This window comes from Burkholderia sp. SRS-25, from assembly GCF_004343765.1.
In the GTDB taxonomy this organism is placed as follows: domain Bacteria; phylum Pseudomonadota; class Gammaproteobacteria; order Burkholderiales; family Burkholderiaceae; genus Burkholderia; species Burkholderia contaminans.
On the sequence record NZ_PTXM01000005.1, the window covers coordinates 46,485 to 71,682 of the forward strand.

24 protein-coding genes are annotated in these 25,198 nt (G+C 68.5%); 14 read left to right on the top strand and 10 right to left on the bottom strand.

Annotation, left to right across the window (positions count from 1 at the left end):
- The first annotated feature begins 43 nt into the window (after positions 1–43).
- The 3 genes from C5O79_RS06790 to C5O79_RS06800 all read left to right on the top strand — a co-directional run bounded on the left by C5O79_RS06790 (position 44) and on the right by C5O79_RS06800 (position 1,515).
- Entirely contained in the window at positions 44–568 is a 525-nt protein-coding gene (locus C5O79_RS06790) for a DUF4124 domain-containing protein (RefSeq protein WP_122473974.1), read from the top strand.
- A 156-nt stretch (positions 569–724) separates the two neighbouring features.
- Positions 725–1,285 carry a DUF2975 domain-containing protein gene (locus C5O79_RS06795; RefSeq protein ID WP_122473973.1) on the top strand — a complete coding sequence of 187 codons (561 nt, stop codon included), beginning with the start codon at positions 725–727 and terminating at the stop codon, positions 1,283–1,285.
- Between the two features lie 8 nt (positions 1,286–1,293).
- The gene (locus C5O79_RS06800; protein WP_047850825.1) at positions 1,294–1,515 is read left to right on the top strand and encodes a helix-turn-helix transcriptional regulator; all 222 of its coding nucleotides are present in this window, start codon (positions 1,294–1,296) and stop codon (positions 1,513–1,515) included.
- Positions 1,516–2,242: 727 nt separating this feature from the next.
- Here the strand turns inward: C5O79_RS06800 and C5O79_RS06810 are convergent.
- The 4 genes from C5O79_RS06810 to C5O79_RS06825 form a co-directional block, all read right to left on the bottom strand.
- A complete protein-coding gene (locus C5O79_RS06810; protein ID WP_046545802.1) occupies positions 2,243–3,271 on the bottom strand; it encodes a MerR family transcriptional regulator in 1,029 nt (342 codons plus the stop codon).
- Positions 3,272–3,389: 118 nt separating this feature from the next.
- Positions 3,390–4,970 (bottom strand): efflux transporter outer membrane subunit, encoded by a 1,581-nt coding sequence (locus C5O79_RS06815; RefSeq protein WP_047850828.1) that lies wholly within the window; start codon positions 4,968–4,970, stop codon positions 3,390–3,392.
- Between the two features lie 2 nt (positions 4,971–4,972).
- Complete coding sequence (locus C5O79_RS06820) at positions 4,973–8,119, bottom strand: efflux RND transporter permease subunit (protein WP_122473971.1); 3,147 nt, start codon at positions 8,117–8,119, stop codon at positions 4,973–4,975.
- A complete protein-coding gene (locus C5O79_RS06825) occupies positions 8,116–9,225 on the bottom strand; it encodes an efflux RND transporter periplasmic adaptor subunit (protein WP_122473970.1) in 1,110 nt (369 codons plus the stop codon). Before C5O79_RS06825 ends, C5O79_RS06820 begins: the two co-directional genes overlap by 4 nt.
- Before the next feature lie 186 nt (positions 9,226–9,411).
- Here C5O79_RS06825 and C5O79_RS06830 point away from each other — a divergent pair, with 186 nt between their 5' ends.
- The gene (locus C5O79_RS06830) at positions 9,412–10,032 is read left to right on the top strand and encodes a TetR/AcrR family transcriptional regulator (protein WP_046545798.1); all 621 of its coding nucleotides are present in this window, start codon (positions 9,412–9,414) and stop codon (positions 10,030–10,032) included.
- A 51-nt stretch (positions 10,033–10,083) separates the two neighbouring features.
- On the opposite strand, the gene C5O79_RS06835 is transcribed toward C5O79_RS06830, so the two are convergent.
- Positions 10,084–11,817, bottom strand: a complete 1,734-nt coding sequence (locus tag C5O79_RS06835; RefSeq protein ID WP_205746227.1) for a ClcB-like voltage-gated chloride channel protein — start codon at positions 11,815–11,817, stop codon at positions 10,084–10,086.
- 103 nt (positions 11,818–11,920) lie between these two features.
- Positions 11,921–12,988 carry a YeiH family protein gene (locus tag C5O79_RS06845; RefSeq protein WP_122473969.1) on the bottom strand — a complete coding sequence of 356 codons (1,068 nt, stop codon included), beginning with the start codon at positions 12,986–12,988 and terminating at the stop codon, positions 11,921–11,923.
- Positions 12,989–13,100: 112 nt separating this feature from the next.
- Here C5O79_RS06845 and C5O79_RS06850 point away from each other — a divergent pair, with 112 nt between their 5' ends.
- The 9 genes from C5O79_RS06850 (at position 13,101) to C5O79_RS06900 (ending at position 21,188) form a co-directional block, all read left to right on the top strand.
- The gene (locus tag C5O79_RS06850) at positions 13,101–13,994 is read left to right on the top strand and encodes a LysR family transcriptional regulator (RefSeq protein WP_046545795.1); all 894 of its coding nucleotides are present in this window, start codon (positions 13,101–13,103) and stop codon (positions 13,992–13,994) included.
- Between the two features lie 160 nt (positions 13,995–14,154).
- Positions 14,155–14,919 carry a TIM barrel protein gene (locus tag C5O79_RS06855; protein ID WP_131931332.1) on the top strand — a complete coding sequence of 255 codons (765 nt, stop codon included), beginning with the start codon at positions 14,155–14,157 and terminating at the stop codon, positions 14,917–14,919.
- 28 nt (positions 14,920–14,947) lie between these two features.
- Positions 14,948–15,940, top strand: coding sequence for a sugar kinase (locus C5O79_RS06860; RefSeq protein ID WP_122474541.1), 993 nt, complete (start codon positions 14,948–14,950; stop codon positions 15,938–15,940).
- A gap of 310 nt (positions 15,941–16,250) precedes the next feature.
- Positions 16,251–17,531, top strand: coding sequence for an MFS transporter (locus C5O79_RS06875; protein ID WP_046545793.1), 1,281 nt, complete (start codon positions 16,251–16,253; stop codon positions 17,529–17,531).
- Between the two features lie 5 nt (positions 17,532–17,536).
- Positions 17,537–18,502 carry an NAD(P)-dependent oxidoreductase gene (locus C5O79_RS06880; protein ID WP_047851142.1) on the top strand — a complete coding sequence of 322 codons (966 nt, stop codon included), beginning with the start codon at positions 17,537–17,539 and terminating at the stop codon, positions 18,500–18,502.
- Positions 18,503–18,635: 133 nt separating this feature from the next.
- Positions 18,636–18,929, top strand: a complete 294-nt coding sequence (locus C5O79_RS06885; RefSeq protein WP_122473967.1) for a hypothetical protein — start codon at positions 18,636–18,638, stop codon at positions 18,927–18,929.
- Positions 18,926–19,969, top strand: coding sequence for a LacI family DNA-binding transcriptional regulator (locus C5O79_RS06890; RefSeq protein WP_047850834.1), 1,044 nt, complete (start codon positions 18,926–18,928; stop codon positions 19,967–19,969). Before C5O79_RS06885 ends, C5O79_RS06890 begins: the two co-directional genes overlap by 4 nt.
- A gap of 54 nt (positions 19,970–20,023) precedes the next feature.
- On the top strand, positions 20,024–20,812 hold the full coding sequence (locus C5O79_RS06895) for a YhfC family glutamic-type intramembrane protease (protein WP_047850835.1): 789 nt from the start codon (positions 20,024–20,026) through the stop codon (positions 20,810–20,812).
- A 13-nt stretch (positions 20,813–20,825) separates the two neighbouring features.
- A complete protein-coding gene (locus C5O79_RS06900; protein WP_047850836.1) occupies positions 20,826–21,188 on the top strand; it encodes a DUF3022 domain-containing protein in 363 nt (120 codons plus the stop codon).
- A gap of 33 nt (positions 21,189–21,221) precedes the next feature.
- On the opposite strand, the gene C5O79_RS06905 is transcribed toward C5O79_RS06900, so the two are convergent.
- Positions 21,222–21,653, bottom strand: coding sequence for a PGDYG domain-containing protein (locus tag C5O79_RS06905; RefSeq protein ID WP_046545788.1), 432 nt, complete (start codon positions 21,651–21,653; stop codon positions 21,222–21,224).
- Between the two features lie 135 nt (positions 21,654–21,788).
- Complete coding sequence (locus C5O79_RS06910) at positions 21,789–22,340, bottom strand: Spy/CpxP family protein refolding chaperone (protein ID WP_046545787.1); 552 nt, start codon at positions 22,338–22,340, stop codon at positions 21,789–21,791.
- 261 nt (positions 22,341–22,601) lie between these two features.
- Here C5O79_RS06910 and C5O79_RS06915 point away from each other — a divergent pair, with 261 nt between their 5' ends.
- Positions 22,602–23,066 carry an Lrp/AsnC family transcriptional regulator gene (locus tag C5O79_RS06915; RefSeq protein ID WP_006481526.1) on the top strand — a complete coding sequence of 155 codons (465 nt, stop codon included), beginning with the start codon at positions 22,602–22,604 and terminating at the stop codon, positions 23,064–23,066.
- A 3-nt stretch (positions 23,067–23,069) separates the two neighbouring features.
- Here the strand turns inward: C5O79_RS06915 and C5O79_RS06920 are convergent, their stop codons facing one another.
- Together C5O79_RS06920 and C5O79_RS06925 are read right to left on the bottom strand one after the other, a co-directional pair.
- Positions 23,070–24,494, bottom strand: a complete 1,425-nt coding sequence (locus C5O79_RS06920) for a HAMP domain-containing sensor histidine kinase (RefSeq protein WP_122473966.1) — start codon at positions 24,492–24,494, stop codon at positions 23,070–23,072.
- Positions 24,470–25,135: a response regulator transcription factor gene (locus C5O79_RS06925; RefSeq protein WP_039357951.1), complete on the bottom strand. Its 666-nt coding sequence runs from the start codon at positions 25,133–25,135 to the stop codon at positions 24,470–24,472. The genes C5O79_RS06920 and C5O79_RS06925 overlap by 25 nt, the downstream gene beginning before the upstream one ends.
- Between the last annotated feature and the right edge of the window lie 63 nt (positions 25,136–25,198).

The window sequence follows — 25,198 nt, forward strand, 5'->3', positions numbered from 1 at the left end:
CTTTGCCGATAATGGCGCGTTCGATGTCCTTGTCCCGTTTCCGATGAAAAGACATGCCCTTTTGCATGGCCTGGTGCTCGCCGTCGCAGCGCTGGCCGCCCCGGCGCACGCCGCAGACTACGCGTGGTCCGATGCGGCCGGCGCGCACGCGGTGACGCTCGCCAGAACCACGTCCGGCGACGACGTTGAACTCAAGGTCGCCGCGACGCTCGACGGCCGGCCCGACTGGACGGTGCGGGACTTCGTGAAGGCATGCCCGGTCGACGTGATCCTCGACGTCGTGCCCGCGTCGATCGAAATGCGCGACCTGCTCGGCAACGGCCGCAAGCAGTTCCTGTTCGCGTACAAGATCGGTTGCCGCGGCGACGTGAGCGCCGATCAGGTCAAGTATTTCCTGATCGACGCGGGCACGAAATACGTGCTGCGCGGCGAGGAAACCGTGACGGTCAACGGCAAGTTCGTCGACGGCGGCGCGGCGCCCGTGCCGAACGCGGACCTGAAGGCGCAGCCCGCGTTTCTGCGTTACATGACGAAGCGCTGGCGCGGGATCAGCATGCGCAACGACTAGGCGGATGCACGGCCGTCGCGTGCGGTACGGGCACGGTGATGCGGGGTTGAGCCTGCCGCACAATAAAAAATCACAACAAAACGACAATTAATTATCGTTTTACGATAATTTCAGACGTACAATCGATGCTCATTCATTTGTCGTCGAGGTCCCCTCATGCATTCCGATCGCATCGCCCGTATCAGCCAGCAGATGGCCGCCGTCACGCTGGGGTTCATCGTCGGCATGATGGTGCTCAACGCCGCGTGCTGGCTGTTTCCGTCGCTGAACGGGGCCTCGGGTCCCGGTTTCGTATTCGGCATCTCCAATACGGTGTTGACCGATCTGCACGTCGATGTCGCCGCGTTCCCGTGGTGGCAGAAGGCGGTGGGCATCCTGTTGTCGAGCGTGCCGCTCATCGCGCTGGCAAACGGCCTTCGTCATCTGCGCGCGCTGTTCCGTATGTACGCACGCCGCGACTATTTCTCGGTGGGAGCCGCCGGCCATCTCGGCAAGACGGGGCGTGCGATCGGCCTGTGGGTGCTGCTGAGCGTCGTATGCGAGCCGTTGCTCACCGTCTGGGCGACGATGCTCGAACCGGTCGGCCAGCGCACGGTCAGCATCGGCTTCGGTCTGCCGTACGTCGTTGCGCTGTTCACCGCGGCCTGTATCTCGATCATCGCGCACATTCTCCGGCAGGCGAGCGAGCTCGACGCCGAGCATCGGCAGTTCGTCTGAGGCGCGCGATGACGATCGTAGTCAAGCTCGACGTGATGCTCGCGATGCGCAAGGTTCGCTCGAAGGATCTGGCGGCAGCCGTCGGCATCACCGAACAGAACCTGTCGCTGCTCAAGCAAGGGAAGGTGAAAGGCATCCGCTTCGCGACGCTCGAGGCGATCTGCCGCTATCTCGACTGCCAGCCCGGCGACCTGCTCGTGTTCAGCGATGACGGCGGCGCGCCCGACTGACTCGGCGCGAACGCGGTGTGTCGATGCGCTCGGGCGGCGGCGGCCGCGTATCGTCGCGCTGGCCGTCGCGGTGTCCGTATCGATTCATGTGCTCGGATGGTTCGTGCTGCAACGGGCATTGACGGCGGGCGGCCCGACAAACCGCGAGCGGCCGCGGGTCGCACTGCACTTCGAGTTGATTCCCGCGCGACCGTCGCCGGTGGCGATCACACGCGAGAACGGGCGAGCCGGTCCCGCCAGCCGGCGCAGCGTCGCGCAATCGGCGAGACATTCCGGTGCGGTTGCGAATGCGCGTACGACGGCGCGCGCCTCATCCGATGCATCGCACGGCCCACGCGAGACGATTGCAGGCGCGAGCGCGGACCGGCGCGGAGATCAACCGGCAGCCGCCGCACGTGCCGACATCGACTGGCGTCGCGATCTCGATACGATCGGCGCGCCGCAACGCACGGCGCGCAGCCCGGCGCAGGCGGCGGTCGGTGCGTTGGGCGCGTCGTCGGGCGGCACATTGCCACGTCGCCGTACCGTCGACACAAAGCTGGCCGACGGCATGTCAGGCGCGCATCGCGCCGATTGCCGGAACACCTATGCGGGCGCGGGCCTTCTCGCACTGCCGATGCTCGCGCTGGATGCGGTTCGCGATACCGGTTGTCAATGGTGAAACGGGCGGCAGGCAGAAAACCCGCCTGCCGCCCGCACCGTCATGCACTCAACGCGCTCAACGGGTTCATCGCGCAGGCGCAAGCTGCGCCATCGCCTCCCGCACGAAGCCGATCAACGTGTCGTCGATCCACGAATCCTTCGTCAGCGACGGCTCGCTCATCATCGCGTGGCGGAATTTCGCATGCGTGGCAGGATCGTTGCCGGCATAGCTGCAGAACAGCGTGAGCCAGCGCTGCGCGAGCGCGCGGCCTTCCGGTGAATCCGGCCTGGCGCCCGCATCGATCGCGTCGCGCACGTCGCCCATCAGTTGCGGCCATGCCATCGCGCTTTCACCGTAGTGCGCCCGCATGAAGCGGATCTCGTCCGGCGCGAGATACTTCTCGAAGATCCGCATCTTGGTTTCCGCCGACGCGCGCAGCACATAGTCGCGCAGCGCGGTCGAGATGCCGATCTTCGACTGCATCGCCGGTTCGTGTTCGTGCATCAGGTTCAGCTTTGCCAGCAGCCGTGGATCGTTGTTCGTGTCGCGCACGAGCAGCGACATCCAGCGGCCGGCGAGCGCACGGGCGCGTTCGTCCTCGGCGGGCACGCCCGCGTCGTGCAGCGCACGCACCTCGTCGACGAGTGCGATCCATTCGGCGTCGCCCGCCTGGCTCTTCTGGTACATCGGCAGGCGTGCGAGTTCTTCCTCGGAAAAGTATTTGTCGTACACGGTCATCAACTCCAGTGTGGTGAGCCAATCGGCCAGCTCCGGCTCCGTGCCCGCGGCAAGCTGCGCATGCAGGTTCACGAGCCGCTCGCGCAACTGCGCGGTCTGCGCGAGCTGACGGTCGAGCAGCGCGATCTGCTTCTCGACGATCTCGACGAGCGGCGTGTCGGGCTGGTTCAGGTGGTCGCCGATTTCGGTGAGCGACAGGCCGAAGCGACGCAGCGCCTGGATCTGGTGGAGCCGGGCGATGTCGTGGCGGTCGTACAGCCGGTAGCCGTTGTCGGCGCGCGCCGAAGGCGTCAGCAGACCGATCGCGTGATAGTGATGAAGCGTGCGGACGGTCAGCCCGCTGCGTTTCGCCAGTTCTCCCACTTTCAGTCGCATTCGTTCCTCCATTCGGGTCGCACACTGGAGTCTCGAACGTTACGCTACGTGAGGGTCAAGCGGAAGATCGGGAATCGGGTGCGCGGCGGGATTCCGCGCACCCGATGGCAGGGCCGGCTTATTGCGGCGAAGGCGGGGTGTCGGCGCCGGCGCCGGCGGCGCGCGCCTGCTGGCCGGCGGCGGACGCGTCGGCCGACTTGTCGGTCTTGCCGGGCTGGCCGGGTTGGCCGGGTTGGTCGACCGGCGGCGTGCCCATCGCCTGGTAAAGCCGCGCGGTATCCGCGAACCGCGCGCCGGTCGCACGGATCTCGTCGAGCCGGGCGTTGCGATACTGCAGCTCGCTGGCGCGCGCGGCCGACGGCGGCAGCGCGCCGAGCCGCACGCGGGCCGCCGCGTCGTCGTACGCGCCGCGCGCGGACAGCGCGGCGCGGGACGACGCGTCGAGCGCTTCCGCATCGTGCTCGAGCGCCGCGAGCGAATCGGCGACGTTCTGGAACGCGCCGAGCACGGCCTGCTTGTACTGGTCGACGGCGGCCTCGTAGGTCGCCTTCGCCGCGCGGCGCTGCGCGAGCAGCGCGCCGCCGTGGAAGATCGGCTGGCTCAGCGACGCACCGACGTTCCAGATCGAGCCGGCGCCGGACAGCATCGTCGGCCAGCTGAAGCCGCCTTTACCCATCGCGGCCGACAGCGACAACTGCGGGAACATCTGCGCGGTCGCGAGGCCCACTTCGGCCGCGGCCGCCTTCAGCCCGGCGTCGGCCGCCTGGATGTCCGGGCGGCTTTGCAGCAGGTCCGACGGCACGACGACGGGCACTTGCTCGGGCAGGTGCAGGTCGGCAAGCGTGAGATCGGCCGGCGGCTGGTCGGGCGTGCGGCCGACCAGCACCGCGAGCGCATGGCGCGCCGAGTCGCGCTGCTGGCGCAGTGCGGGCAGGCTCGCCGCGAACGTGTCGGCGCTTTGCCGCGCGTTCAGCGCGTCGCTGCGCGACGCGGAGCCGAGTGCGTAGCGGCGTTCGGCGTCGTGCGCCTGGTCGTTGGCGAGCGCGACGAGCCGCTCGGTCGTATTGATCTGCGCATTCAGCACCGACACCGTGATCGACGCGGTGACGATGTTCGCGGCCAGCGCGCGCCGTGCGGATTCGAGCTGGAACGTGCTGACGTCGACGCGTCGCGCCAGCGCGCGGTTCGCGAAACGCGCCGCGCCGAACAGGTCGATCGTGTAGCTCGCCTGCAGCTGCCCGACGAACGTGTCGTACAGCAGCGTCGGCGCGCCGAGCGCGGGAATCGGTACGCCGAGCGCACGCTGGCGCGTGGCCTGGCCGCCCGCGTCGATCGACGGCAGCATCGAGCTGCCGATCTGCCCGCGCAACTGTTCACGCGCGGCATCGAGCGAATGGGATGCCGCGCTCAACGTCGGGCTGTTGCGCAGCCCTTCGTCGACGAGCGCGTTCAGTGCGTCGGAGCGGTACTGCTTCCACCAGTCGGGCACCGGTTTTGCCCCGACTTCGAACTGCTGCGTGACGCCTTGCGCGGACACGGTCTGCTGGACTTGCGGTGTGGCGCCATAGTGCGCGGGCGACGGCATCGCGGGCGGCTCGCCGCTCGGCGCGAACCACGCGCAGCCCGCGAGCGGGCCGGCGAGGCTCGCCGCCGCGAGTGCCCGCACGACTTGTGTTTTCAGGTTCATCGATCGATCCATGGTCAGGCTCCCGACGGCGCGGCACGGGTGCCGCCTGGCGGCGGGCCGTCCTGCGGGTCGCGTTCGTCGCGCTTCACGCGGAACCACGTCGCATACAGCGCGGGCAGGTAGAACAGGGTCAGCACGGTCGCGCTCGTGATGCCGCCCATCAGCGCGGTCGCCATCGGCCCGAAGAAGTTCGAGCGCAGCAGCGGGATCAGCGCGAGCACGGCGGCCGCAGCCGTCAGCGTGATCGGGCGGAAGCGCCGCACGGTCGCGCCGATGATCGCGTCGATGCGACGGTGGCCGACCGCGATGTCCTGCTCGATCTGGTCGACGAGGATCACCGAGTTGCGCATGATGATCCCGAACATCGCGATCACGCCGAGCATCGCGACGAAACCGAACGGCTGGCCGAACAGCAGCAGCGTCGCGACCACGCCGATCAGCCCGAGCGGTGCGGTCAGCACGACCATCAGCACGCGCGAGAAACTCTGCAGCTGGATCATCAGCAGCGTGAACACGGCGATCGCCATCAGCGGCATCTGTGCGTTGATCGACTTCTGCGCCTTCGCGCTTTCCTCGACCGAGCCGCCGATGTTGATCTGATAGCCGACCGGCAACTGCGCGCGCAAGTCGTTCAGCTTCGCGTCGACCGCATGCGTGACGTCGATGCCCTGCGCGCCGGCGCGCACGTCCGACTGTACGGTGATGGTCGGCTGGCGGTCGCGCTCCCACACGACGCCGTATTCGAGCGTCGGCTTGAAGCGGCCGAGCGAGCCGAGCGGCACCGGGCCGTTCGGGGTCGGCAGCGCGAGGCCTGCCAGCTTCCCCGGATCGACACGATCCGCCCGCGGCGCGCGCAGGTCGACCGCGATCAGCTTGTCGCGCTCGCGGTACTGCGTGACGGTCGTGCCGGACAGCGTCATCGCGAGGAAGCTCGACACGTCCTGCGACGTGACGTTCAGCTCGCGCGCCTTCTTCTGGTCGATCTCGAAGCGCACCGAGCGCTCGGCCGGCTCGTCCCAGTCGAACTGCACGTTGACCGTGCGCGCGTCGCCGCGCATCGTCGCCGCGACTTTCTCGGCGATCGAGCGGACCGTCGCGATGCTGTCGCCGCTCACGCGGAACTGCACCGGATAGCCGACCGGCGGGCCGTTCTCGAGCCGCGACAGCCGCGAGCGCACGGCCGGGAACTGCTCGCGCAACGTGGTTTCGAGCCAGGCCGCGAGCTTTTCGCGGTCCTTCACCGATTTCGCGGTGATCACGAACTGCGCGAAGTTCGGCAACTGAAGCTGCTGGTCGAGCGGCAGGTAGAAGCGCGGCGCGCCGCTGCCGACGAAGTTCACCGAATGATCGATCTCGGGGCGCTTGTCGATCACCTTCTCGAGCCGCTCGGTCTCGCGCAGCGTCGCCGCGAACGATGCGCCTTCCGGCAGCCGCAGATCGACCAGCAGCTCGGGGCGATCGGAACTCGGGAAGAACTGCTGCGGCACGAGCGTGAAGCCCATCAGCGCGACGACGAAAAGCGCGCCCGTGATCAGCAGCACGACGAAGCGCCGTTCGATGCACCAGTCGATCCAGCCGCGCAGCCGCCGGTAGAAACGCGTGTCGTAGATGTCGTGCTCGTGGTCGTCGGGCAGGTGCGCTTCATGTGCCTGCCGCTTGCGCTCGGGCAGCAGATGGAAGCCGAGCAGCGGGATCAGCACGACCGCCGCGAACCATGACGCGATCAGTGCGATCGCGGACACCTCGAAGATCGAGCGCGTGTATTCGCCGGTGCTCGATTTAGCGAGCGCGATCGGCAGGAAGCCCGACACGGTGACGAGCGTGCCCGTCAGCATCGGGAACGCGGTGCTCGTATAGGCAAACGCGGCGGCGCGTGCACGGGTGTAACCCTGTTCGAGCTTCACGGCCATCATCTCGACCGCGATGATCGCATCGTCGACGAGCAGCCCGAGCGCGAGCACGAGCGTGCCGAGCGACACCTTGTGCAGCCCGATGTCGAACAGGTACATGAAGAGGGCGGTGACCGCGAGCACGACCGGAATCGAGATCACGACCACCATCCCGGTGCGCAGGCCGAGCGACACGAGGCTCACGACCAGCACGATCGCAATGGCTTCCGCGACGGCTTCGAGGAAGTCGTCGACCGAATGCGCGACCGCATGCGGCATGCTCGACACCAGCGTCAGCTTGAGGCCGGCCGGCAGTTGCGCCTGCAGGTCCTTCGATTCCGCGTCGAGCGCCTTGCCGAGCCGGATCACGTCGCCGCCCGGCTGCATCGTGACGCCGATGCCGAGCACGGCTTTGCCGTTCGCTCGCATCTGCGTGACTTGAGGATCGTCGTAGCCGCGCTTCACCGTCGCGAGATCGCCGAGCCGGAACGTGCGGCCGTTGATGCGGATCAGCGTGCCGGCGATCGCGTCGACGTTGTCGAACTGGCCGCTCGGCCGCACGAATACGCGATCGTCGGCGGTCGTCAGCGTGCCGGCCGACGAGATGTCGTTCTGCGCGTTGATCGCCTGCCCGAGCTGCTGCGGCGAGATGCCGAGGCGCGTGAGCTGCGCATTGTCGACCTCGATGAAGATCCGCTCGCCGGGGTCGCCGAAATAGTCGACCTTGCCGACGCCCGGCACGCGCAGCAGCACGGTGCGCAGCTGGTCGGCGTAATCGTGGAGCTGCGCGGGCGTGAAGCCGTCGCCTTCGAGCGTCCAGATGTTGGTGTAGACGTCGCCGAATTCGTCGTTGAAGAACGGGCCCTGCACGCCGGGCGGCAGCGTATAGCCGATGTCGCCGACCTTCTTGCGGATCTGGTACCAGGTCTCCGGCACGTCCTTCACGGGCGCCGAATCCTTCATCGTGAAGAAGATCAGCGATTCGCCGGGGCGCGAATAGCTGCGCAGGAAGTCGATGGCCGGCGTTTCCTGCAGCTTGCGGCCGATCCGGTCGGTGACCTGTTCCTGCACCTGCCGCGCGGTCGCGCCGGGCCAGAACGTGCGGATCACCATCACGCGGAACGTGAACGGCGGGTCTTCGGATTGCGCGAGGCGGGTGTACGCAAGGATGCCCGCGAGCGTCGCGAGCGCGATCAGGTAGACGACCAGCGCCTGGTGGCGCAGCGCCCACGCCGACAGGTTGAAGCGGCCTTCTTCGTAGGAAACGCTCACGATGCGAAGTCCTCCGGATGCAGCGGCGCGATCGCGCGCACCTTCTCGCCCGCGCTGACCGTGTGCACGCCCTGCAGCACCACGCGTTCGCCGGGCTGCAGCCCGTGCGACACCGTCACCGTGCGCTCGTTGAAGCGCGCGACGTCGACGCGGCGCAGCTCGAGCGTGTCGTCCTTCGTGCGCACGACCCATACGGCCGGCTGCTGGCCGTCGTGGAACAGCGCGGTCGCGGGCAGCGTGATCGGCTGCGTGCCACCGGTGGCCGGTGCGCCGTCGAACGCGACGCTGGCCGTCATCCCGAGCCGGATCGCCGCGTCGGGTGCGGTGAGGGTGAGCTTCACGCGATACGTGCGGCTTTGCGGATCGGCGGCCGGTGCGATTTCGCGGACCTTCGCGGCGAACTGGCGGCCGGGCAGCGACGGCAGCGTGACGTTCGCCGTGTGACCGGGCGTGAGCGATGCGAGCGCGGCCTCGGGCACGTCGCTGACGACGTCGACGTCGCCGGACCACGCGAGCTGGTAGACGGCCTGGCCGGCCGACACGTTCTGGCCGGTATCGGCCTGTTCGGCGGTGATGGTGCCCGCGTGGTCGGCAACGAGCGTCGCGTAGCGGAGCTGGTTTTTCGCGAGCGCGAGCTGCTGCTGCGCCTGGTCGCGCTGCGCGAGCGCCGACGTGTAGCTGTTCTCGGTCTGCTCGAGCTGCGCGGTCGCGATCAGGTTCTCGTGCGCCTGAGCGCGATCGCGGTCGAGCTGCTGCTTCGCGAACGCGAGGCTGTGCGTCGCGGCATCGAGTTGCGCCTGCGCGCTCGCGGCGTTCTTCTCGACGTCGGACGGATCGAGCAGCGCGACGACCTGGCCGGCCTTGACCGTATCGCCGAGGCGCACCTTGCGCTCGATGATCTTGCCGGCGATGCGGAACGACAGCGGGGTGGCGTAGCGCGGCTGGATCTCGCCGGGGAGCGTGCGTGCGACGGCAGCGTCGTCGGCATGAGCGGGCAGCGCGACGACGGGGCGCGGGGCGGGCGGCGCGGATTCTTTCGGATGACAGGCGGCAAGGACGAGCGAGGCGCCGACCAGCAGCGCGACGCGGGAACCGGAGCGATTCACGAAACCCCCAGATGAGGTGAGAGCGAGAGCGGAACGAGGCCGGCAAGCGCGGCGGGCGCTTGCCCCGAGCGGCGCCGGCACGGGCGTGCGGACACCATCTTTCAGAAACTGTGGCGAATTCTAATACACACCTGTATCTGAATGCAAAGATGAATCCGTAAGGTAAAGGGTGCTAGACTGCGCGCCATGAAACCTCAGCGCTTAACTCGCGAGCAGAGCAGGGACCAGACGCGCGAACGTCTGCTGATTGCCGCGCACGGTATTTTTCTGAAGAAAGGCTATGTCGCCGCGAGCGTCGAGGACATCGCGGCGGCGGCCGGCTATACGCGTGGCGCGTTCTATTCGAATTTCAGCAGCAAGTCCGACCTGTTGCTGGCGTTGCTGGAGCGCGACCACGCGGAGGTGCAGGCCGATTTCCAGGCGATCTTCGACGGCGGCGGATCGCGCGAGCAGATGGAGTCGATGGCGCTCGCGTATTACCGGACGCTGTTCCAGGACGACGAATATTCGTTGCTGTGGGGCGAGGCGAAGCTGCAGGCCGCGCGCGACGCGAAGTTCCGCGTGCGCTTCAACCAGTTCCTGCACGGCAAGCGCCTGCAGATGGCCGAGTTCATCCGGCGCTTCGCCGAGCGTGCCGGCACGCCGCTGCTGCTGCCGGCGGAGACGCTTGCGTTCGGGCTGATGTGCCTGTGCGACGGCGTGCAGTCGTATTACACGGCCGATCCGCAGCACGTGTCGGCCGAGGCGGCCGAGTCGGTGCTCGCGGGGTTCTTCGCGCGCGTGGTGCTCGGGCGCGCGCCGGACTGAGCGGGCCCTGGCCTTGAGCCGCGCTCGTGCTGCCGGCGGCGAGGCGCCCGGTCAGCGCTGGCCGGTCATCCGCCGGTACGCATCGAGCAGCGACGTCTTGTAGACGACCCCGGCGAGCGTCGGCTCGGCTTCGCTTTCGATCACCGGCAGGCGTTCGCCCTGGAACGCCATGAAGCGTTCGAGCGCGGTCGCGAGCGGCATGTCGGGCGTGAGGAGCGGAAACGGCGTGTGCGCATAGTGCGCAGCCGTCTTGTCGGTCGTGTCGCGCTTGTCGAGCAGGTCCGACGTGATGTCCTTCAGTGCGACCGCGCCGCGAAAGCGCCCGGCGTCGTCGGTCACGTACAGATACTTCACCGGATATTCGAGGAACACGCGCGTCATGTCGGCGACGCTCGCGGTGAGCGGCACGACCGTCTGCGCGGGCTGGATCAGCTCGCGCATCTGCGTGGTGCGGATCCGGCTGCGTTCCTCGGCATCCTGGTGGTGGTGCAGCGTGATCTCGTACATCGACGTCGTGCCGGTCGCGCGTGCGACGAAGTACGCGAACACGCAGGACACCAGCAGCGGCAGCACCACCTGGTAGCTGAGCGTCATCTCGAAGATCATCAGGATCGCCATCAGCGGCGCCTGCGTGGCGCCCGTCAGGAACGCGCCCATCCCGACGATCGCGTACGCGAAGTACGCCGATGTATGGCCGGGCCACACGGCTTGCATCGCGAGCCCGAACAGCGAGCCGAACACCGCGCCGACGAACAGCGTCGGCGTGAATACCCCGCCGATCGCGCCGGAGCCGACGGTGGCGGAGGTCGCGATCACCTTGAGCACGAGCACCGCGACGAGGGCCTGCCAGGTCCACGGCGAATGGAGGATGAGGTTCACCACGCTGTAGCCGTTGCCCCACACGTCCGGCACCCATACCGAGATCACGCCGACGACGAGGCCGCCGAGCGCGAGCCGCACGGGCAGCGGCACGGGCAGCCGCTTGAACTGGTTCTTCGATGCATCGAGCAGGTGCAGGAACTGCGGCGCGAGCACGCCGCACAGCGCGCCGAGCACGACGAACAGCAGCACTTCGGGGCCGGTGACGGCCGGAAACACCGGCATCTCGTACGGCGGCCGGTAGCCGGCAAATTCGCGCATCACGATGTTCGCGACGACCGACGAGACGATCATCGGCCCGAGACTTTCCATGGCGATGCCGCCGAGCACGATCTCCGACACGAAGAAGGCGCCGGCGATCGGCGCGTTGTACGCGGACGTGATGCCGGCGGCCGCCCCGCAGGCGACCAGCAGGCGCAGGCGCGGCGGGTCGAAGTGCACGAAGCGGCCGACGAGCGACGCGGCGAGCGCGGCGAGCTGCACCATCGGGCCTTCGCGGCCGATCGAGCCGCCGCTGCCGATCGTCAGCAGCGACGACACGCTGCGCCACAGGCTCTGGCGGACCGGCACGATGCCGTTGCCGAGCGCGACCGATTCCATGTAGTCGGTCTTGGCGGCCTGCTTGTCGCCGCGGGTAGCGAGCAGCAGCACGCAGCCGGCGAGGAAGCCGCCAGCGGCCGGCATCCAGAACCGCACGTACCACGGCAGGCGCTTGGCCATCTGCACGAAGCTGCCGCTTTGCCCGGAGATCAGGTGCTGCATCAGGTCGATGCCTTCGCGAAACGCCATCGTGGCAAAGGCGCCGCCGACGCCGACGATGGCCGACCAGATCAGCATCGTATGGGCGTCCGACAGGCGGAACAGCGTTTGGGCGCGAGTGCGCAGCTTCAGCAGGAACGAGAGCACGGCTGAAAGAGGGCGATGGAAAACGACGCGAAGCATAGCACTGCGCCGCGCCCGCGGGACCTTCCCGTCGGACGCGGCGCGCGAAGTGTCACGGGCGGGCAACTCAGCCAAGCCAGTGCTGCACGGCCCAGGTGATCCCGTAGCCGCCGGCAATCAGCCACACGTACAGGATCAGGCCGGTCACGAGCGCCCGGGGGCCGGCTGCACGGATCTGCGCGACGCGGGTTTCGATGCCGAGGGCGGTCATGGCCATCGTCAGCGCGAAGGTGTCGAGCACGTTCAGCGTGTGGGTGACGTCGGTGGGCAGCACGTTCAGCGAATTGACGATCACGAAGCCGAGGAAGCCGAGTGCGAACCAGGGCACGGCCACCTTGCGCTTGCCTGGCACGCCGCCGGCGGTGGCGCGTGCCGAGCGGGCCAGCCACCAGCCGAGCACCAGCAGCACCGGAACCAGCAGCATCACGCGGGTCATCTTGACGATCGTCGCGATGTGCGCGACCTGCGGGCTGATGTCGCTCGCCGCGCCGACCACCTGCGCGACTTCGTGGATCGTGCCGCCGAAGAACAGGCCGAGGCCGGCCGGATCGAGGTTCAGCAGCCCGGCGTGATACGCGATCGGATACAGGAACATCGACAGCGTGCCGAACAGCACGACGCTGCCCACGGCCATCGCGCTCTGGTGCGGCTTCGACTGCAGCGTCGATTCGAATGCGAGCACGGCGGCCGCGCCGCAGATCGCGCTGCCGGCGGCGGTCAGCAGCGCGGAATCGCGGTCGAGCTTCATGATCTTCATGCCGGCCCACGTGCCGATCACGAGCGTGCTGACGACGACCAGTACCGATACCGTCAGGCCCGGCAGCCCGACCTGCGCGATTTCCTGCAGGCTCACGCGCAACCCGAAGAACGCGACCGCGATGCGCAGCAGCTTGCGCGCGGAGAAATTGACGCCGGTTGCCCAGCTGGCCGGCATGCCGTCGCGCAGCGCGTTGCCGTACAGGGCGCCTGCGACGATGCCGACGATCAGCGGCGACAGGCCGAGCCCAGCGATCGCGGGAAGCTGGGACAGGCTCGTGACGGCGGCGGCGAACAGCGCGACGAACAGCACGCCGTTCAACTGGCCGCGCATCGACGGCGCGGCGGGGCTGAGATGGGGAGTCGGAGCAGTGGACATGGAAGCACCGTGATGGAGCGTGTTGCGATGGTGTAATCCTAATTTCGTTATATCGATATGAAAAATTGTGATTTGTGACGTAAACTATCCGGAAAGCCGATAATTTATCCCCATGACCCCGGATCAACTGATAACGTTCGCCGCCGTCGCCGAGCACCTGAACATCAGCCGCGCCGCCGTGGCGCTGCACCTGTCGCAGCCGGCCGTGTCGGGCCAGTTGCGGCTGCTGCAGGACGAATTCGGCGAGCCGCTGTACCAGCGGGAAGGCCGCGGCATCCGCCTGACCCCGGTGGGCGAACAGCTCGCGCAGTACGCGAAGGCGCAGCGCGACACGTTTGCGCAGGCGCGTGCGTTTCGTGACGCGGTACGCGGCCTCGAAGCCGGCACGCTGCGCATCGGCGCGAGCACGACGCCCGCGAGTTACCTGTTGCCGTACCTGATTGCGGCGTTCCAGCCGCGTGCGCCGCGCGTGGCGATCCAGACGATGAGCGGCAATACGGCCGACGTGGTCGCGGCACTGCCGTCGCTCGATATCGCGATGATCGAAGGGCCGCCCGGCGAGGCCCTGCCGCCGGGCACCGCGGTGCATGCGTGGCGTGAGGACGAGATCGTGGCGATCGTGCCGACCGGGCATCCGCTCGCCGAGCCGGATTACGCTTCGGGGGTCACGCTCGACGCGCTGGCGGCCCATCCGCTCGTGCTGCGCGAGGCGGGCTCCGCCGTGCGGCAACTCGTCGAACGCGCGTTCGCGCAAGGCGCCGCGCCAATGCGCGTCGCGTTCGAGATCGCGGGAGTCGAAGCCGTGAAGGAAGCGGTGCGGGCCGGGATGGGCGTCGGATTCGTGTCCGCGATGTCGCTGCGTCACGACGATGCCGCGCTCGTGCTGCGCTCGCTCGCGCCCGCGCCGCTCACCCGTCACTTTTCCATTCTCGTGCCGCACGGAGGCGCGCCTTCGCGGGTCGCCGCCCAGTTCCTCGAGATGAGCCTCGCGCACGGCCCCGCCTGAGCGGCCGGACCCGGCTCGGGAACGCCCGATGCAAGCCGTCGGGCGCGCGTTCACGTCGTGCACTGTCTTAGGGATTTCCTCTATGGCGTGGGTCCGGAGCGAGGCGCACCATCCTTCTCAAGCAAATGGAACCGGTTCCATTCCGGTTAAAAAGGGCAAAATGGCAGACATCGTGATCGTGGCGAGCGCATTCGGGATGGACCGCGTGCGTCAGGAGGGCCACAGTGCATTCATCGCGACCGCGGCGGCATCCGGTGCGACCGGCTTCGAGGTGCGGCGCGAGCTGTTCGCGTCGGAACAGGACGCCGCGCCCGGCGCGCTGGCCACGCTCGGCGCGCAACTGGCCAGCCACGGTCTGTGGTCGGTCTTCTCGACGCCGGCCAACCTGTACACGGAAACGGGCGCGCTCGATGCGGACGCATTGCGCAGCGCGCTCGCCGAAGCCAACGCGCTCGGCGCGCGCTTCGTGAAATTCCAGCTCGGCGGCTTCGCCGGAGACGCGCACGCGGCCGACATCGTCGCGCTGTCGCGCGGCGCGCGGGCCCGCGTGGTGGTCGAGAACGGCCAGCTTCCGGCCGGCGGCGCGCTCGCGCAGTTCCGCGGGCTGTTCGACGCACTGGCCGCGGCCGGCATGCCCGATGCGCTCGGGATGACCTTCGACATCGGCAACTGGCAGTGGCCGGGCGAAGCGCCGCTTGATTGCGCACAAGTGCTCGCGCCGCATGTGGAATACATTCATTGCAAGGCGGTTGCGGGCGAGGGCGCGCGTCGTTTCGCGACCGCGCCGGCCCCGAACGATCCGCTCGTGACCGGCGTGCTCGCGGTGCTGCCGCAACACGCGCCGCGCGGCATCGAGTTCCCGTTCGACGCGGCCGACCTGGCGGGCGATGCATGCCGGCGCGTTGCATGGCTCGCCGCTGCGTGACGGCGGAAGGATCCTGGAGAGTTCATTCATGAAAGCAGCACTCGATGTGGTGACCTACGGCGAAGCGATGGCGATGTTCGTCGCGACCGAGCCCGGCCATCTCGCGCACGCGACGCAGTTCACGAAGCGGGTCGCGGGCGCCGACCTGAACGTCGCGATCGGCCTGTCGCGGCTCGGCTTCCGGGTCGGCTGGATGAGCCGCGTCGGCCGCGATTCGTTCGGCGGCTACGTGCTCGACACGCTGGCGCGCGAGAGCATCGACGCGTCGTGCGTGACCGTCGATCCGCGTTATCCGACCGGCTTCCAGCTGAAGTCGCGCAACGACGACGGCAGCGACCCGACCGTCGAATATTTCCGCAAGGGGTCCGCCGCGAGCCACCTGTCGTGCGACGACTACGTGGCCGACTACGTACTCGGCGCGCGCCACCTGCACCTGACGGGCGTCGCGCCGGCGATCTCCGCGACATCGTGCGAACTCGCGTTCAAGCTCGCGCGCGAAATGCGCGCGGCCGGCAAGACGATCTCGTTCGACCCGAACCTGCGCCCGACGCTGTGGCCGTCCGCCGACGTGATGGCGAAGACGCTGAACGCGCTCGCGTCGCTCGCGGACTGGGTGCTGCCGGGCATCGCCGAAGGGCGGCAACTGACCGGGCACGACACGCCGGCCGACATCGCGGGCTTCTATCTTGCACAGGGCGCGCGCGGTGTCGTGATCAAGCTCGGCGCCGAGGGCGCGTACTACCGGACGGCCGACGGCCGTGACGGAACGGTGACGGGCGAGCGCGTGCAGAACGTCGTCGACACGGTCGGCGCCGGCGACGGCTTCGCGGTCGGCGTGGTCAGCGCGCTGCTGGAAGGCAAGACGATCGAGCAGGCGGTGGCGCGCGGCAACCGGATCGGCGCGCTCGCGATCCAGGTGATCGGCGACTCGGAAGGACTGCCGACCCGCGCCGCGCTCGATCGATTCGAAAACGTCAGCAATCGCACCGATCGCTTAGAGGAAACCTTCACCGCGCAATGAGAGGCCGGACACGGCACAATCCGCGGACTCATTTCGTCGTGCATGCGCACGGCAAGGTACGGGACCGGGACGGGCGCTGAAGCGTTTGTTCCGGTCGATTGTGGAGCATGGAGCCGGAGTAAGCGCTGAAGCGCCGACTCTGGCCGACCGCGAAGCATGGGACCGGAGTAAGCGCTAAAGCGCCGACTCTGGCCGACCGCGAAGCATGGGACCAGAGTAAGCGCTAAAGCGCCAACTCCGGTCGACCGCGAAGCATGGGATCCAAGTAAGCGCTAAAGCGCTAACTTGGATCGACACAGGAGACATTCTGATGGCCAACACTCTCGCTGCCCGCCGCTGGTGGACGATCATGCCGATCGTCTTCATCACGTACAGCCTCGCCTACCTCGACCGCGCGAACTACGGGTTCGCGGCCGCGGCCGGCATCAACCAGGACCTCGGGATCAGCAAGGGCCTGTCGTCGCTGATCGGCGCGCTGTTCTTCCTCGGCTACTTCTTCTTCCAGATTCCCGGCGCGATCTATGCGGAACGCCGCAGCGTGAAGAAGCTCGTGTTCGTCAGCCTCATCCTGTGGGGCGCCTGCGCGGCGCTCACGGGCGTGGTCAGCAACATCCCGTCGCTGATGGCAATCCGCTTCGTGCTCGGCGTTGTCGAGGCGGCCGTGATGCCGGCGATGCTGATCTACATCAGCAACTGGTTCACGAAGAACGAACGCTCGCGCGCGAACACGTTCCTGATCCTCGGCAACCCGGTCACCGTGCTGTGGATGTCGATCGTGTCGGGCTATCTCGTGCACGAATTCGGCTGGCGCCACATGTTCATCGCCGAAGGCGTGCCGGCCGTCCTCTGGGCCGTGTGCTGGTGGTTCCTCGTACAGGACAAGCCGGCCGATTCGCCGTGGCTCAACGCGCAGGAAAAGCGTGACCTCGACGCCGCGCTCGCGGCCGAGCAGGCCGCGATCAAGCCCGTGCGCAATTATGGCGAAGCGTTCCGCTCGCCGGCCGTGATCAAGCTGTGCGCACAGTATTTCTGCTGGAGCATCGGCGTGTACGGCTTCGTGCTGTGGCTGCCGTCGATCGTCAAGAACGGCTCCGACCTCGGGATGGTCGCGACCGGCTGGCTGTCCGCACTGCCGTATCTCGCCGCGACGATCGCGATGATTGCCGCGTCGTGGGCGTCCGACAAGGTCGGCTCCCGCCGCGGTTTCGTGTGGCCGTTCCTGCTGATCGGCGCGGCTGCGTTCGCCGCATCGTATGCACTCGGCTCGTCGCACTTCTGGATCTCGTATGCGCTGCTGGTCGTGGCAGGCGCCGCGATGTACGCGCCGTACGGCCCGTTCTTCGCGATCGTGCCGGAACTGCTGCCGAAGAACGTCGCCGGCGGCGCGATGGCGCTGATCAACAGCATGGGCGCGCTCGGTTCGTTCGTCGGCTCGTACTTCGTCGGCTACCTGAACGGTGCGACCGGCTCGCCCGTCGCGTCGTACGCGTTCATGAGCGCCGCGCTCGTCGCCGCGGTGATCCTCACGCTGTCCGTCAAACCCCAGGCGCGCGATACGCATCCGCTCGCGACGCCGCTGCAAGGAAAATGAATCAGATGAAGCCCCGTATCGTCGCGTACAAGCCGCTGCCCGATGACGTCCTCGCGTACCTTCGCGAGCATGCGGACGTCGTGCAGGCCGACGGCGCCGCCGCCCTCGCCGATGCGCTCGGCGACGCGGACGGCGCGATCGGCGCGAGCCTGAAGGTCACGCCGCAGATGCTCGACCGCGCACCGCGGCTGAAGGCGTGGTCGACGATCTCGGTGGGCTACGACAACTTCGACGTCGCGGATCTCACGCGGCGCGGGATCGTGCTCGCGCATACGCCGGACGTGCTGACCGAGTCGACCGCCGATACGGTGTTTTCGCTGATCCTCGCGTCCGCGCGACGCGTGGTCGAGCTGGCCGAGTGGGTGAAGGCCGGGCACTGGCATCGCAGCATCGGCCCCGACCTGTACGGCACCGACGTGCAAGGCAAGACGCTCGGCATCGTCGGGCTGGGGCGGATCGGCGGCGCGGTCGCGCGCCGCGCGGCGCTCGGTTTCCGGATGCAGGTGCTGTACGCGAACCGCTCCGCGCATGCGGAAGCCGAGACGCAGTACGGCGCGCGGCGCGTCACGCTCGACGACCTGCTCGCGCAATCGGATTTCGTGTGCCTGCAGGTGCCGCTGTCGCCGGAAACGCACCACCTGATCGGTGCGGCCGAATTCGCGAAGATGAAGCGCGGTGCGATCCTGATCAACGCATCGCGCGGGCCGGTAGTCGACGAAGCCGCGCTGATCGATGCGCTGCACGCGGGCACGATCCGCGGCGCGGGGCTCGACGTGTTCGAGAAGGAGCCGCTGGCGGCGGATTCGCCGCTGCTGCAGATGAAGAACGTCGTCGCGCTGCCGCATATCGGCTCGGCGACGCACGAGACGCGCGATGCGATGGCGCGCTGTGCCGCGGAAAACCTGGTCGGCGCGCTGGCCGGCACGCTGCGCACGAATCTCGTCAATCCGGATGCGCTCACGCGCGCCTGAGCCGCGGCAGGGAATGGAGCGACCACGGGCCGATGTCCTGCCGGCGGGGGACGGCTTCGTTAGAGTCGATGGTCTTGGTGCCGGACGGCTGGCTGCGTTATGATCGCCCGCGCGTCGCATCGACAACCCGGCAATGCTGCCGGCAGCGTTTCGCGACGGGTATCCGCGCCAGGTCCGGTGCGGCCGACTGCTTTTGCAGGTGACCGGGGCGGGTGCCGACGCGCCGGTGCTGACCATCGCGAAGCAGGGGATCGGCGTAAGCGGTGAAGGGCTGCGCTGGTCGACCGCGAAGCATGGGACCAGCGTAAGCGCTGAAGCGCTAACGCTGGTCGACAGGAGATTCCACCGGGTGGCTTACGTTTCCAACAACAAAGGTCCGTCTGCTCACGAAGCGGCGCGGATCGCACGTCGCGAGGCACCACAGTGACCGATTCGCAACCAACCACGACGCGTCCGGCGACGATCAGCGATGTCGCGCGCGAGGCCGGCACCGGCAAGACCAGTGTGTCGCGCTACCTGAACGGCGAGACGCACGTGCTGTCCACCGATCTGCGCCAGCGGATCGAAGCGGCCATCGCTCGGCTCAACTACCGGCCGAACCAGATGGCGCGCGGGCTCAAGCGCGGCCGCAACCGCCTGCTCGGCATGCTCGCGGCCGACCTGACCAATCCCTATACCGTCGAAGTGCTGCAGGGCGTCGAGGCCGCGTGCCATGCACTCGGCTACATGCCGCTGATCTGTCACGCGGCGAACGAAGTCGAGATGGAGCGCCGCTTCCTGCAGCTGCTCACGACCTACCGCGTCGAAGGGCTGATCGTCAACGCGCTCGGCGCCGACGAGGACGTGCTGCGCCCGCTGCGCGGCGCCGGCATCCCGGCCGTGCTCGTCGATCGCACGGTCGAAGGCTTCGAGGCCGACCTGATCGGCCTCGACAACGCCGACGCGATCGAGACGGCGCTCGCACACCTGGTCGAACACGGTTTCGATGCGATCCATTTCGTCGTGCAGCCGTTCGAGCGCGTCAGCTCGCGGCGCCTGCGCGAGGCTGCGTTCCGCACGGCGCTGGCGGCACGCGGGCTGACGGTGCCGTCGACGGTCGTGCTCGACCTGGACGCGCCCGACGCGGTCACGGCGGCGCTGGCCGACATCGATGTTCGCATCGACGACGCGGCACGGCGCGGCGTGCGCGCGGCGCTGTTCGCCGCGAACGCGCCGGTCGCACTCGCGATTGCGCGCCACCTGCGCGCGCGTTTCGGCACCGCATGGCAGCAGAGGGCGGCGCTGCTGTCGATCGACGATCCGGAATGGGCCGAGCTGATCGGGATCACGACGATCCGTCAGCCGACCTACGAAATCGGCTACAAGGCCGTCGAATTCGTGCACGAGCGGATCGACGGCGCGGCGGGCGACGTACGCGTCTCGCTGTTGCCGGGCGAGCTGGTTGCGCGCGCGTCGACCGCAAGCTGAGTATCATTCGGGGCACGCAGCGCGTCAGGTGCGCTGCCCCGAACAAGGAAATACATGACTGTCGCTCCCGTCACGCTGGCGGTGCTGATCGCCGCCACGCTGATCATCGCGCTCCTGCCGCTCGTCCTCTACCGACTCCTGCGCAAGCCGCTGGCGCTGAACCGCCGCGACACGATCGTCGGCGTGGCCGTCTTCACGCTGTTTGCGATGATCCTCGAGCGCGCGTTCCACGGGCTCGTGCTGAGCCGGACGCCGCCGGATGGCTGGCTCACGCAGCCGCTCGCGTTCGTCGCGTACAGCGCGCTCGCGACGGCCGTATTCGAGGAAGCCGGCCGCTATCTCGGGATGCGTTTCCTGAACCGCCGCTACGGCCCGTCGGCCGGCGACAGCCGCGGAATCGGCTACGGGATCGGTCACGGGGGCGCCGAAGCGTGGTTCATCGGCGTACTCGTATGGGGCCAGTGGTCGTATCTCGCGTGGCTCGCGAGCCGCGGCCAGCTCGAGACGCAGCTCGCCGACCTGCCGGGCGAGACCGTCGTGCGCCTGCACGTGATGCTCGCGACGCTGTCGGCGCAGTCGATGCTGCTGTTGCTGCTCGAACGCTGCACGGCATTCGTGCTGCAGCTCGCGTTGTCGGTGCTGGTCTGGCGCGGCGTGCGCGCCGGCCGCGCGGGCGTGTTGCCGCTCGCGATCGTGCTGCATGCGCTGGCGGCCGCGCCGGCGTTGCTGTACCAGGTGCGCGTGCTGCCGGCCGGCTGGGTCGAGGCCGCGTATTTCGTGCTTGCCGCGATCCTGGTCGTCGTGCTGGTGAAGGCATGCCGGCCGTCGCAATCGGCAGCCTGACGGGAGAGACGGGATGGATGACTATCTGATCGAATGCCAGAGCGCGGAATTCGACGCGCTCGCACGCGTGATCTGCGATCTCTTTCCGGAGCAGACGCGTTTCGCCGAAAGCAGCGACGCGCGCGGGCGATTCCTGTCCGTGCAGTGGCTCGCGATGCGTTTCGGCTCGGCGCCGAAGCGGATGACGCTCGATATCCGGATCGTGCCGGCCGCGCTCGCGCGCTACCTGGCGCTCAAGCCGATGCAACGGGCACGCAGCCACGCGGTGCTGCATGCGTATACGGAAGCGATGCTCGGGTCGCTCGAGGAGCGTCACGCGGCCGGCGAGGCCGTCGAGCGCGACGCGGAACTCGTACTCGACGAAGACTTCGCGTGACCGTTCGCGCCGGCGCCATGCCGGCGCGCTGCATTACGCGTCGCGGTAGACCTGCGCGAAGCGCTGCGCCTGCACGACACCGTAGTCGCCGGGCGCGTACTGCATCACCCAGTCGCCGGCGACGCCACGCAGCGTATCGCCGTTTTCCGAGCGGGCGATCGTGAACGGCTCGTCCATCCGGCGGGCGAGCACGACGGCCGGCCGGTTCCGGTAGGCGCCCGGTTCGCCGTGTGCGAGTGCCGGATCGGCGGGCAGGTATTTGGCGTCGAAGCGCGCGCGTGACACGACCCAGCGGTCGCCGGTCGAGCCCGTGATCAGCGCGTCGCCCGCCACATAGCGGTTCGGGCCCTCGAGGCTCATCAGTTCGCCGTCGGCCTCCGCGAAGGCAACGGCGACGGTTTCGTCCTTGACGACGCGACGGGCCTGCGGATCGGTACGCAGGTCGAGGTGCTTGAGTTCGAGCATGGCGGGGAAGGGCGGGAAAGCTGTAAAAGCCGGGAGCTTATCCCGAATCCGGCGCGCCGTGTGACGCGCCGGTCGCCTGGAGCGGCGCGGCGCCGTTCGGCCCGGATGGGCGGTACGGCGCCGGCAGGGAGGGCGTCAGGGTTGCGCGGGTGCGCTGGCAGCCGGCGCGGCTGCCGCCTTGCCATCCTTGCCCTTCGTCTTGCCCTTGCCGCGATGCTCGCCGCCGTGGTGCAGCCAGCTGCGGAACGTCGTATCGGCCAGCGCCTTCTGGTCGGCCGGGAAGCTCTCGTAGAGCGGTGCGAAGGCGTCGGCGAGCTTCTTCGCACCGTCGGCGTTCGCCTGCGACAGTTCCGCGTACTGCTTCATGTCGTCGAGTGCGGAGACCTCGTGCTTCGCCATCCGTTCGCGATAGAGGCGGCCCATCGTGTCGCCGTTGTCGCGCATCGTGTCCGCGAACGTCTTCCACTGCGGTTCCTGCGCCGACGTGATCTTCAACTGGTCGTGCAGGTACTTGATGCGCTGCTCGACGCGCGCTTCGTGGCGCGCCTCGCGCTGCTCGGCGCTCGGGGCCGACGCCGCGGCCGTCGTGGCGGGGGCCTGGGCGGGCGCCTGCGGCTGCGCCGGGGTTTGGGCGAACGCGCTGGCTGCAACGGCGAGCGTAGCGAGGGTGAGCGAGATTTTCTTCATGGTTGGCTCTCCGGGGTGGTGTCTTGCGAGCGGGCGCGGCGGCAACTGCCGCAAGCGCGCTTCTCGCGTCGCACGGTATTAGTAGCACGTTGCGTGCAGCGCAGCAGTGAATGCGACACTTGCTTACATCCGATACGAATCGAAATTGAAAGGTTCGACCCGGGCCCGGGCCCGTGCGATGGCGTTTGGGCGGGCCGGCGTTCGGCGCTATCATCGCGTCACCTTTCACTCAGCCGGCGCGTCGTGCCCCGGCCCAGCCTCATGCGTCCACCCCGCCTCGACCAACTCGACGATCTCGACCGGCAACTGGTCGCGCTGCTGCAGGCCGATGCGCGCGCCAGCGTCGCGGATCTGGCGCGCCAGCTCGACGTCGCGCGCACGACGGTCGTCGCCCGCATCGCGCGGCTCGAACGCACCAACGTGATCGCCGGCTACAGCGTCCGGCTCGGACAGGACGTGCTCGATGCGAGCATTTATGCGTACGTCGGCATCATCCTCACGCCGAAGTTCGGCAAGGACGTGTTGCGCAAGCTCGACCGGATGCCCGAGGTGCAGTTGCTGTGCGCGGTGAGCGGAGAGTACGACTACGTCGCATGGCTGCGCGCCGATTCGCCCGAACGGCTCAACGACCTGCTCGACCAGATCGGCACGCTCGAAGGCGTCGAACGCACGACGACGTCGATCATCCTGTCGCGCAAGATCGATCGCGGGACGATCGGCGGCTGACGCTCAGGCGCGGCCTGCGTCGCGCCGTGAGTGTTGCGCCGGGGTATCGGCCCGGCTGTCGGGCTGCGCCGCGCCGGGCGGCCGCGCGAGCGGAATCCGCACCGAGATGCGCAACCCGCGCGATTGCGCTTCATCCGCATACGCGAGCGCAATGTCGGCACCCATCCGGTCCGCGACGACCTTCACGATCGACAGGCCGAGCCCGGAGCCGATCTGCGCGTTGCCGGGCACGCGGTAGAACGGGTCGAACACACGTTCGCGTTCGTGCGGCGCGATGCCCGGCCCGGTGTCGGCGATCGTCACGCATACGTGCGTGTCCGTGCATTGCGTCGACAGGTCCACGCGTCCGCCCGGCGGCGTGTAGCGGATCGCGTTGTCGACCAGGTTCATCACGAGCGACACGAGTTCGAGTTCGTCGACGGGCACGTGCGTGTCCGGGCCGTCTTCGATGCCGATGTCGATGGTTTTCGCGTCGGCGAGCGGCATCAGGTATTCCAGCACGCGCCGATAGATCGCATGCACCGACACGTCGCCGGGCGGCGCGGCCGGCGCGTTTTGCGCTCGCGCGAGCGCGAGCAGTTGACCGATCAGGTGGCGGCTGCGGTCGAGCCCGCCGCGCAGCGCGGCGAGCCGTGCGCGCGCATCGTCCGGCAGGTCGGCCTCGGCGAGGCGCTCGGCCTGCAGCGACATCGCCGTGAGCGGCGAGCGCAGTTCGTGCGCGGCGTCGGCGACGAAGCGGCGCTGTGCGGCGACCGACTGCGCGACGCGCCCGAGCATCCGGTTGATCGCGACGACGAACGGCCGCACTTCGACCGGCACGTGCTCGGCCGGCACCGGGCGCAGGTCGTGCTCGTCGCGCGCATCGATGCCGGCGGACAGCACGGCGACCGGGCGAAACAGCTTGCGCACGAGATCGGCGACGAGCAACAGCAGGATCGGGACGAGGATCAGCAGCGGCAACGCGGTGCGCCACGCGCTTTCGCGTGCGACGTCGTCGCGCATGCCGGCTTCCTGGGCGACCGCGATGCGCTCGCCGTTCGCGAAGGTGCGGACCATCACGCGATACGTGCTGCCGCCGGCATCGACCGTATGCAGTCCGTCGGCAAGCGTCGGCGCCAGCGCGAGCCGCGGTGCGCCGTCGCTGCCCGGTTGCGGTGTGCCGCCGAGCGGCTGCACGAACACGCGCGACAGTTCGTCGCTTTCGCGTGCGTGCCCGGTACCGTCGGCATGGAGCGACGGCGCGTGCTCGCGGTCGAGCAGTGTCGCGACCTCGCGCAGCACGTCGTCCTGCAGTTCGTGCGCTTCATCGAATGCCGATGAAAACGCGAACGCGGCCGCGGCCGTCGCGACGGCCAGGATCGCGGCCGACAGCGCGACCGACAGCCGCAAGCCGATCGACTCGCTCAGGCGCTTCTTGAAACCATCCATCCCGCACCCCTGACGTTCTTGATCACGGTGCTGCCGAGCTTGCGGCGCAGCGAATGGATCAGGAATTCGACTGCATTGCTTTCGACTTCCTCGCCCCAGCCGTACAGGCGATCCTCGAGCTCGCGCCGCGACAGGATCGCGCCCGGGCGCACCAGCAACGCGCGCAGCAGCGAGAATTCGCGATTCGACAGCGGCACCGGCGCTTGCCCGTCGACGGCGGCCTCGCGCGTGGCCGGATCGAGCGACACGATTCCGTTGCTCAGCAGCGGCGCGGCCGAACCGGCCCGGCGCCGGATCGCGACGCGAATCCGCGCGAGCAGCTCGGCCATCTCGAACGGCTTCACGATGTAGTCGTCGGCGCCGCCGTCGAGGCCGGCCAGGCGATCGTCGAGCCCGTCGCGGGCGGTGACGATCAGCAGCGGTGCGCTGGCGTCCTTCGCGCGGATGGCGGCCAGCACGTCGAGCCCGTCGCGGCCGGGCAGGCCGAGATCGAGCAGGACCAGGTCGTAGGGCTGCGCGGCGAACGCGGTCAACGCGCGCACGCCGTCGGTGACCCAGTCGGTGGCGTACGACGCGTCCTTCAGCGCGGCATGGACGGCCTCGCCGATCATCGGGTCGTCTTCGACGAGCAGTATCCGCATGCGTGTTCTCCGTGCCGTGCAAACGCCGCCAGCGTATGCGATTCCCGCACGGGCGTCACGCGG